Source organism: Okeania sp. SIO2F4 (assembly GCF_010672385.1).
Lineage (GTDB): Bacteria > Cyanobacteriota > Cyanobacteriia > Cyanobacteriales > Microcoleaceae > Trichodesmium.
In genome coordinates, this window is sequence record NZ_JAAHGT010000356.1 from 1 (window position 1) to 9,046 (window position 9,046).

Here is a 9,046-nt window from a genome sequence, read left to right on the forward strand (position 1 = left end):
GTCAGTCTATATCCTAAGCAATTCTTTCTTAGCTATATAATTAATGAATAAAAGATAGGTCGATTCTCCCAAAATTTGTACTTAAAGCTATTTGCATATTTTCTAGTTCTTTGATTAACCATTGAACTTTTTTTTGCGTAGAAGATTCGTAGTGGTTAAACAATATGGCAAATCGTTGTTCTAAACCTGGTATGACCTGTTGACAAACTAATAAGATTTTTAGTAGTAATCCTGTGGTTATGATCGGTCCTAAATTATCAATGAGATTAACAAACAAATAATGTTGTAGTTGTTTTTGATTATTAACAATTAAAAAACTCAAAATTTTGCTACAGGTCTTCTTCATTAAAAATTCATTGAAGAGCTGATTATCATTCTCAGACATAACATTTCGTAAATGCTTGTAGAGTTGCTCCTTGAACCTAACTCGAATTTGTTGAGATTCAACATCAAAGGATCTACTTAGATATTCATAAAAACTATCTTTAAAAGAGTGATATGGTTGAGGTATTTTTATATAAGTTAAAAATCGTTTAGCATAATCTTGATAAGTCTCCCTACCTTCTACTTTACCCACAAATTGTTTGATAGATAATAATAGTTCATCATTGGATAATAAAGTAGGATTTTTAATAGACTGTAATTGTTTAACTGATTGTAATATTTGAAATTTACAAAGTTATATTCGGGCTTGATTAGTAATATACCGGGATAAATTAATTTCAAATTTTTCCTGTTTTTGCTCTTGCAGTTTTCTGATTGCTTGTTGATATTCGGTACTACTATTTGGAGTTAATAACAAATAGTTATATAGATAAGGATAGCGGAGAATAATAATTTTCAAAGGTTGATTTAAGCTGCTGCGACTCTTACTTTCAAATCCTTGATTCATCACTGCTGCCAAACATTTCAAGCTCAAGTATTGTTGACTATAAGTAAAACCTCTGACAAGTTATAAAATTTTTTTTGTTTGGCAATAACCGTAATAGGAATAGTCAGATTTAGAGGTTGCTTGACTAAACAACTGAATCAATTTTTCTAAAACATTTTTTTGCTCTTGATTTTGTTGTTGATGGTTAATTAAAATATAACAGCAACGATTCAGGATGTAGTTAAATTTTTCTTCACATTCAGGGAATTGTAAAATCCTCTCTAGTACTGTCGATATTTCTGGAGTCTCGTATGGAGAAGATTGCAAAAATAGTCTCCGAAATCGCTCAATCATTTGCTCAATTGATTCAATCGAAACCAATTTCAAAAAGTGATTATCAATCTTTTCTTCTAAGATTTGTTGCTCATAGGAATTAGTGACTATGATTTGTTTAGTTGTAGATTTCATAGATGCCTCCCACCCTGAACAAGGAAGATTATTACTAATCGTTAATCACAATCTTAATACTAAGAGTGAATAAAAAAAATTTTGCTACTTTAAGAATTTCCCCATTACCAAATAACCCTACCCCCCATCTCCCTATCAATCTTTGGTAGGAAACATTAACGTATTTCATATTAATAAATCATCGTAAAATTTCGGTAAGCGGGAAAAGTGCCAGTTTTAACGGCTGGATGGAAGCGACTCGACGGATTTTAATCCGTAGTAAAAAAAATGTGTTACAATTAACTAATAACTTAAAAAGTAGCCTCAATGGTCTTTGACCGGAGAGAGTAGTGGCAATTGGCATCGCCTAGTAGGGGCGAATGGCCGTTTCGCTTGGCGGTTACTCATCCACAGGCATTGACGGGTTTTGCAATGGCCGCATCCCTAAAGTCTATACCTAAATTTAAGTCTTTCTCAATAGACATTATTATTCATTTGGTTCTCTTGCCCCTCACTGCGTCTTTCTCAGTAACGAGCGGGATTTTTGGAGAAGTCTAATAGATAGACACCCCAGAAATGTTTAAGCAGCGATTAGTGCAGAAGATACAAATTTCATCCTCGTTACTAATGCGTGAAGATAACTACCGTATTATATCGCTACTTTACGCAAATTGTTAACTAAGTCGAAACTCTCAATTTTCTTTGGCATTTTTGATAATTTTAATTTCAAAAAAAATTTTGCTTCTGGCAGGTTCTTCAAGTTGTTGCTTAAGCAAAAATCTCGACAAAATCATCACTACCGATATCGCTTGCCACTACACCCTGCAAAGTAATAGAAAGTTCGTCAGTAGTAATGCTAGTGTCGCTGCCTACTTGAGCAATTGTCAAATCCTCGAATTCCAAATCACCCCTTAAACGAATCAAATCTATTCCATTTTCAAAATCAGTGATAATATCATTCCCAAAACCAACTCGGAAGTCAAACATATCCGCACCAGTTCCACCAGTAATAATATCATCACCCTTATCCGCACCAATAACATCGCGACCACCACCAGCATCAATAATATCGTCACCTTTGCCGGAATGGATTAAGTCGTTACCATCCAAACCTTGGATAGTATCATCGCCACGGCCGCTATGTATGTATTCACTTGCATCAGTTCCAATTAACTCATCATCTCCGGTTGTACCAGTTATCTTATTAGGGGTAAGTAGAGACTGAGCTTCTTCCCAAACCTCTCCTGCTACCCGTTGTCCTAAAATTCCACCATTGACATCGCCATCCTCAAAGTGAATGCCTCCGTAAAGACGAGAAAAACCAGCCTCATCAGCAGCTTCGCTGAAAGTTTCCCACTCTAGAGTTACGGTTTCTGTTGGTGTTACACCAGGTTCAAAACGAGACTCACCAGGGGCAAAAGTTACCGAAGCACCGAATTCATCATTGCCAGTAAACCGTTGGAGAATTTCTGCGGCAGAAGCACTGAAAGTGCTATGACCCGATACATATTCAGCAAAAGGAGGTGAAGGATGGCTACCAGGAGTTTGATAGGTGAGGAAATCAGTTGCTAGAATTCTTTGGGTTCCTTGTCCTGGACCTGCCCAAGCATCAATAGCATAACCACCAAGCTGTTCATCAAACTCGCCTATCAAACCTAATTCGCCTAATTCACGCACTGTGCGTACTGGACGAGCATAGTCGTAGAAAACTTTAGCTTCCCAAGTAGCAACACCAGCATCAAATACTGCGTTACCTAAATTAAAGAATAGTTCGACGTCCTGATCTAATGTATGCTCATCTCTAGCAGAAACAAATTGACCAAAACTCATCCAGGTTCCTGGTGGGAAGGATGTACCACCGCCATCTTCCCAAAATTCCGCAATTAACTTTTGTTCGTCTGTTAGGTTCGCGCTAAAATTAACTACCTGTTCTGTTTGGGCGATAAATTCAGGATTGATAATAGTACCGACAATCTCTGGACTGATATCAACAACAGAGCCATCTGCCAAAGTAATTGTAGCTGCGTCTAAGTTTACTTCAGCCTCAATACCTGGTAGCAAAAATGGTTCTGGTGCTATTGGTCGTAGTTCGTCACCTGATTCGAGGCCAAAGGGTGTCACATTACCCCAGTGTGGAGTCAGGAAGTTTTGGACTCGAGCATTAGGATCGTCAATAGGAACGTTTTCGGGAGTCCAAAACTCTATGTTAGTAGGATTTCCAGCAGGATTTTGAGGTTGATAACCACTAATATCAGAGTAGGGAGTACCATCACCATTGGGGTTATTTCCTAGTTGGTTAGAACCATCATTCTGGCGGAATGCTAATAGTGCTTCTGCGGTAAGTGTGCCAATTACAGCAGGATCGGACAGATCGTCCTCGTTAAATTCATCATCGTCAATGTCGAATCCTAGAGTTTCCATCACATCATTGAAAATTTCTACTTGATCTGGGAATAAATCTGTCAGTACCCGGTAAGCAGAAAAACTCATTGCTTCAGCTTTATTAGCTTCTGTGTTTTCAGATTCAGGACGTTGTAAATCGTCTCCTAACTGAGTTCCCACTGCCAATGGATCGTAAGCAGCCCAAGCATCATAGATAGCTGTGTGTACCATAGAATATGCACGGGAAGCCACGGTTGGACCGGGAGCGGTATTAATGACTGCTTGTTGGACTGCGCGGTCCCATAACACTGAAATAGTGGGTGAAGGATCGTTAACTGTTACGAGTTGAGTGTTGGGGTCAAGCTGAAGTTCGTTCATAGGTAGATGTGATAATAATAGTTTTGTTTGTTGTTCTAATAGATACTTCTAGGGTGTATCTCAGTTATGCAAAAAGTAAAAATACTCAGCGAATTAAGTGGTAAAGTTACACTTTACCTATAACTTTGGCCTTCAGGTATATTTATAGTTCAATTTTCTGGATGTGTTCGTTCTAAATCCCATGAATACAAATCACTAACTAACATTAGTTAGTGTGTATACAGGAAAAATTTACAATGGTTTTATCCCACATCCCGGATATTTTAATGATAATTTTAACTATTTTTAAAATCAGACATAGCAAGGCTTTTAGGAATTAAGTTCTCTGTTTCAGAACTGCAAAAACTCTTTATTACTCAGGCTAAAAAGACTGAAGATAGAGAATGGTTATCGGAAGTTTCTAATATACCATTGCAGCAATCTTTGAATGATTTAAACCAGGCTTATCAGAATTTCTTTACTTCAACCAAAGGCAAAAGGAAAGGTCGAGTTGTAAAACCTCCACGATTCAAAACTAGAAAGTCAAGGCAAACTGCTAGGTTTAGAAAGGGAGGTTTTAAAGTTGGTCAGCATAAAGTATATTTAGCTAAAATCGGGAAGCTGAAAATAGTCTGCCCAAGAGAGTTACCTCCTGCTCCATCATCCGTAACAGTTATCAAAGATTGTAGGGGCGATTCGCGAATCGCCCCTACTAGATATTTCTTAAGTTTTGTAGTGGAAATACGGCCAGAAACTTTACCTAAAACTGATAATTCAGTTGGAATAGATTTAGGAATCAAAACTTTTGCTACATTGAGCGATGGTACAAAAGTTGATGCTCCTAAACCATTGAAGAAACGAATTAAGAAATACAGAAAGTTGAGTAAATCATTATCTAAGAAAACCTTTGGTTCTAAACGATATGAAAAAGCTAGGCTAAGAGTAGCTAAATTTCATGCCAAACTGAAAGATACAAGGGACGATTTTCTACATAAATTATCTACTGAAATAATTCGTGAAAACCAAACAATTGTTTGAGAAGATTTAAACGTTTCCGGAATGGTCAAGAACCGGAAATTATCCAGAGCTATTTCTGATTTAGGTTGGCGAACTTTGCGAACCTTCGAATAAGGAAAAGCAGAAAAATATGGTCGCGATTTTAGAGTAATTGATAGATGGCGACCTACTTCTCAAACCTGCTCTAGCTGTGGTTTTAAAGGTGGCAAATTAGACCTTTCAATTAGGGAGTGGGAATGCCTTAATTGTGGTGCAAAACACGACACAGACCACAATGCAGCAATAAATATATTAGTCGCTCCTTGGGCATGCCTCCTGCCTCCTGCGGAGGAGCTGCGCTAACGGAGGAGCTGCGCTTTTCATGTCGCGTTTGCGCAATTATTCCGTAGGAAAGCGAAACGGAGACAAAAAACGGACGTGGAGGCAAGCGTAAGACTAGCGCATCTGCTAGCAGCAGCCAATGAGACGTCAAGCCACCGAGGAGCTACGGCTCGGTAGGAATCCCCGCGCCTAACAGCCGGGGAGGATGTCAATCTTCCGTAATTACTCTAGAAACATCATCATGGCGAATAGTCCTAATTTCTATTTTCACATTAGACATAGGCGTGAAAAAGATATAGATTTTTTGAGGCTAGTAGGGAACAGGGAATATATTTTCACGAAAAAGATACGAAAAATCATTTCGGAGAGTTAGTTTGACAACTCTAGCTTGTCTTAAATAAAGAGCAATTTTATTTTCTGGAGAGGTCTATTAATATTTGTTTGTTCTTACCAATGAATAATTGATAATTAATCAATTTGGTTTAAAGCCTCTCCTAATAATTAATAATTGATAATTAGATAGAGTTTTCATTATCCACTATCCATTATCAATTAATGAACTTTTATCTACTACCTCAGACTTTATACTTCATCAAGTTATATCAATTCACTTAAAAAAAAATTCACAAATATTTGGTAACTGAGGAAGTAAAAAAATAAGCTAAAATTGTCAAACTTAGATTTCAAGTTATTAAAATCTCACTTCTGACTTTTGACTTTAGTGAAACGGTATGACGAATGAATAATTCATAATTAATCAATTCAGTTTAAAGCTTCTCCTTTGAAGGAGAAAAAAAACAGGTGATTTCCTTATATTAAATACTCTAGGTTTTAACCAGAGGTAATTATCCATTATCAATAGACATAGGCGTGAAAATTACAAATAGAATCAATTACTTCTCCCTGTTCCCAGTTAAGTGTTCCCTATTCCCTCTTTTCCGGAGTGGTCTAATTAATGAAAAACTACTATATTAACTAGCAAGACGAGAAGTAACACCGTTTTTCTGAGTGTGCTCATGGAGATATTCTAAGAATGCTTGAGCTACCACTGATAGTTGTTTGCCTTCTAGATAAGATACATACCATTTTCGTTGAATCGGAAATCCTTTAACATCTAAGGTGGTAAGTTCCAATTCTTGACTATATAGGGTATGTTCTGACAAAACAGAAATTCCTAAGCCTCCAGCGATGGCTTGTTTAATGGCCTCATTACTACCTAACTCTAAGCGCACTTTCACAGCAACTTTATGTTTACCAAACAGTTGTTGCACTGCCTGACGAGTACCAGACCCCTTTTCTCGCATAATAAAGGCTTCGTTATTGAGAGATTTAATTGGTATATTTCTCTTTCCTGCTAATGGATGATTTTTATTGGCTACTAAGACTAGAGGATTATCCATTAAATATTCGTTGCACAAAAGAATATCTTCAGGAGGTTGACTCAATATATATAGATCGTCTTGGTTTTCCCACATCCGCCTGGTGATGTTTTGGTGGTTTGTCACCTCCAAGGCAACATCAACCAGTGGATGTTCTTGGCAAAAATAACCTAAGATTCTGGGCACAAAATATTTAGCAGTAGTTACCACGGCCAAACGTAACCGTCCTTGTTTTGTACCTTTGATGTCAGCAACTATCATCTCGAAGCGATCTAGCTGTTCAAAGACTTCTTGACAAGTGGCTAATAATTCTCGGCCAACGTCAGTTAAGTGAAGTTGCTTACCAATTTGCTCAAATAAAGGCATCCCTACTGTCTGGGTAAGTTGCTTCATTTGACTAGAGACAGTGGGTTGGGTAATGAATAATTCTTCAGCAGCTTTAGTAAAGCTACCATGACTAGCTACTGTTTGAAACACTCTTAACTGATGTAAGGTGGCCTGAATCAAGGACTTTTCCTCCTCTTATAAGAAAAACAAAGAAAATCTTAAGGCGGGTATAAGCAATTACAAACTATCAAGTATTGCATTCCCAATTATTTTTTATAATAATCTTGACATAGATGATAGTCAATGGTTAAATAAAATTACATTGACTTAATTCAATATAACTTACACAAAAACTATAGTTGTAAGTGCGTTATGTGGAGTTGCTACCGATGTCAAGCCTATGGATATCATAAGGTTACAGATTGCAGTTAGTGATTCTCACAGAAGCAGGAACTGAGCTACCAAAACCCTGTTGGGTAAGTTTGGGTAAGTTTAGTATAACTGTATAACAGAGCCAGAACTTAATCAAAGAATAACGACATAATGCGTTTGATGGCTCAACACACTGGCTACTCACGCTTGTGTTATAACTGGGATTTAAGTTGCTGAAATAAAGCTTACAGAGATGGCTACAAGCCTAATCCCGGTAAGCTTTATGAGAACTTATGATTGCTAAAAATGCGGTGTATCTATTGACCGTTTATAAGATGCAAGTATAAGAAATGCGGTCTGCTTGACCGTCAATGCCTGTGGACGGAGTGCTGCCGACAGTAGGGACGTTGCATGCAACGTCCGTACAGCAGGAAGTAAACTTCAATTTGTCACTTTTTGTGACCTGTTGTATCAGTTTTATGAAGCCGAAGTTAATGTAAGTTCTGTTTAATAAAAAAAAGAAGTTAATAACATAAAACAATGGCTACGCAAGTTTTTAACAAAATACATTTTAGAAACCTTAAGGGCGATATGTTTGGTGGCTTAACAGCTGCTGTCATTGCTCTCCCTATGGCACTTGCCTTCGGTGTTGCCTCTGGTGCCGGACCTGCTGCAGGTTTGTATGGTGCTGTATTAGTTGGTTTGTTTGCAGCACTATTTGGCGGTACACCAACTCTAATTTCTGAACCTACCGGACCAATGACGGTGGTAATGACTGCGGTGATTGCTAACTTAACTGCTGCTAACCCAGAAAACGGTATGGCAATGGCATTCACAGTAGTAATACTAGCTGGATTATTCCAAATCGGTTTTGGTTTATTAAAGCTGGGTAAATACGTTACCATGATGCCTTACAATGTGATTTCTGGTTTCATGTCAGGCATTGGTCTAATCCTCATTATCCTACAAATAGGTCCGTTTCTAGGACAAGCTAGTCCAAAGGGGGGCGTAGTTGGTACTATTCAGAACATACCTAACCTTTTAGCAAATATTAATCCCATTGAGACAGGTTTAGCAGTTCTCACAGTAGCTATCCTCTTCTTAGTGCCATCTAAAGTTAAGAAATTCGTCCCACCACCATTACTAGCATTGGTAGTAGGAACAGTAATTTCTGTTTTATTTTTCTCAGATACTGCAATTCGTCGGATAGGTGAAATCCCTAGTGGTTTGCCTAGCTTACAGTTACCTTACTTTACTCCCGAACAGCTACAATTAATGGTCGTTGATGCGACAGTGTTAGCTATGCTTGGCTGTATTGATGCTCTATTAACTTCTGTGGTTGCTGACAGTTTGACTCGTACTCAACACGACTCTGATAAAGAATTAATTGGTCAAGGTTTAGGTAACTTAGCTTCTGGTTTATTTGGTGGTATTCCAGGCGCTGGTGCAACTATGGGTACTGTAGTTAATATAAATACAGGTGCTCGCAGTGCTTTATCTGGTGTTACCCGTGCAGTAATTTTGATGATTGTAGTTTTGGGAGCTGGTAGTTTAACCGCACAAATTCCAATGG

At 37.8% G+C, this 9,046-nt stretch carries 8 protein-coding genes and 1 pseudogene; 4 read left to right on the top strand and 5 right to left on the bottom strand.

The window, feature by feature from the left end:
- Nucleotides 1-40: 40 nt before the first annotated feature.
- The 4 genes from F6K22_RS21205 to F6K22_RS21220 all read right to left on the bottom strand — a co-directional run bounded on the left by F6K22_RS21205 (nt 41) and on the right by F6K22_RS21220 (nt 4,078).
- Nucleotides 41-577, bottom strand: coding sequence for a hypothetical protein (locus tag F6K22_RS21205; RefSeq protein ID WP_293102303.1), 537 nt, complete (start codon nt 575-577; stop codon nt 41-43).
- Nucleotides 578-679: 102 nt separating this feature from the next.
- Nucleotides 680-892, bottom strand: a complete 213-nt coding sequence (locus tag F6K22_RS21210) for a hypothetical protein (protein WP_293102306.1) — start codon at nt 890-892, stop codon at nt 680-682.
- 60 nt (nt 893-952) lie between these two features.
- Nucleotides 953-1,339 (bottom strand): hypothetical protein, encoded by a 387-nt coding sequence (locus F6K22_RS21215; protein WP_293102308.1) that lies wholly within the window; start codon nt 1,337-1,339, stop codon nt 953-955.
- Nucleotides 1,340-2,086: 747 nt separating this feature from the next.
- Nucleotides 2,087-4,078, bottom strand: a complete 1,992-nt coding sequence (locus tag F6K22_RS21220) for a DUF6851 domain-containing protein (protein WP_293102310.1) — start codon at nt 4,076-4,078, stop codon at nt 2,087-2,089.
- A 315-nt stretch (nt 4,079-4,393) separates the two neighbouring features.
- Between F6K22_RS21220 and F6K22_RS21225 the strand changes: the two genes are divergently transcribed.
- Together F6K22_RS21225 and F6K22_RS42305 are read left to right on the top strand one after the other, a co-directional pair.
- The gene (locus F6K22_RS21225) at nt 4,394-5,095 is read left to right on the top strand and encodes an RNA-guided endonuclease InsQ/TnpB family protein (RefSeq protein WP_363274061.1); all 702 of its coding nucleotides are present in this window, start codon (nt 4,394-4,396) and stop codon (nt 5,093-5,095) included.
- Nucleotides 5,096-5,203: 108 nt separating this feature from the next.
- A pseudogene (locus F6K22_RS42305) lies at nt 5,204-5,416 on the top strand (zinc ribbon domain-containing protein); the annotation flags it as partial.
- Between the two features lie 950 nt (nt 5,417-6,366).
- Here the strand turns inward: F6K22_RS42305 and F6K22_RS21230 are convergent.
- A complete protein-coding gene (locus F6K22_RS21230) occupies nt 6,367-7,281 on the bottom strand; it encodes a LysR family transcriptional regulator (protein WP_293102313.1) in 915 nt (304 codons plus the stop codon).
- Nucleotides 7,282-7,834: 553 nt separating this feature from the next.
- Here F6K22_RS21230 and F6K22_RS21235 point away from each other — a divergent pair.
- A complete protein-coding gene (locus F6K22_RS21235) occupies nt 7,835-7,984 on the top strand; it encodes a hypothetical protein (RefSeq protein WP_293102317.1) in 150 nt (49 codons plus the stop codon).
- 29 nt (nt 7,985-8,013) lie between these two features.
- Nucleotides 8,014-9,046, top strand: a 1,033-nt coding sequence (locus tag F6K22_RS21240; protein ID WP_293102320.1) for a SulP family inorganic anion transporter, incomplete at its 3' end; no start/stop codon positions are given.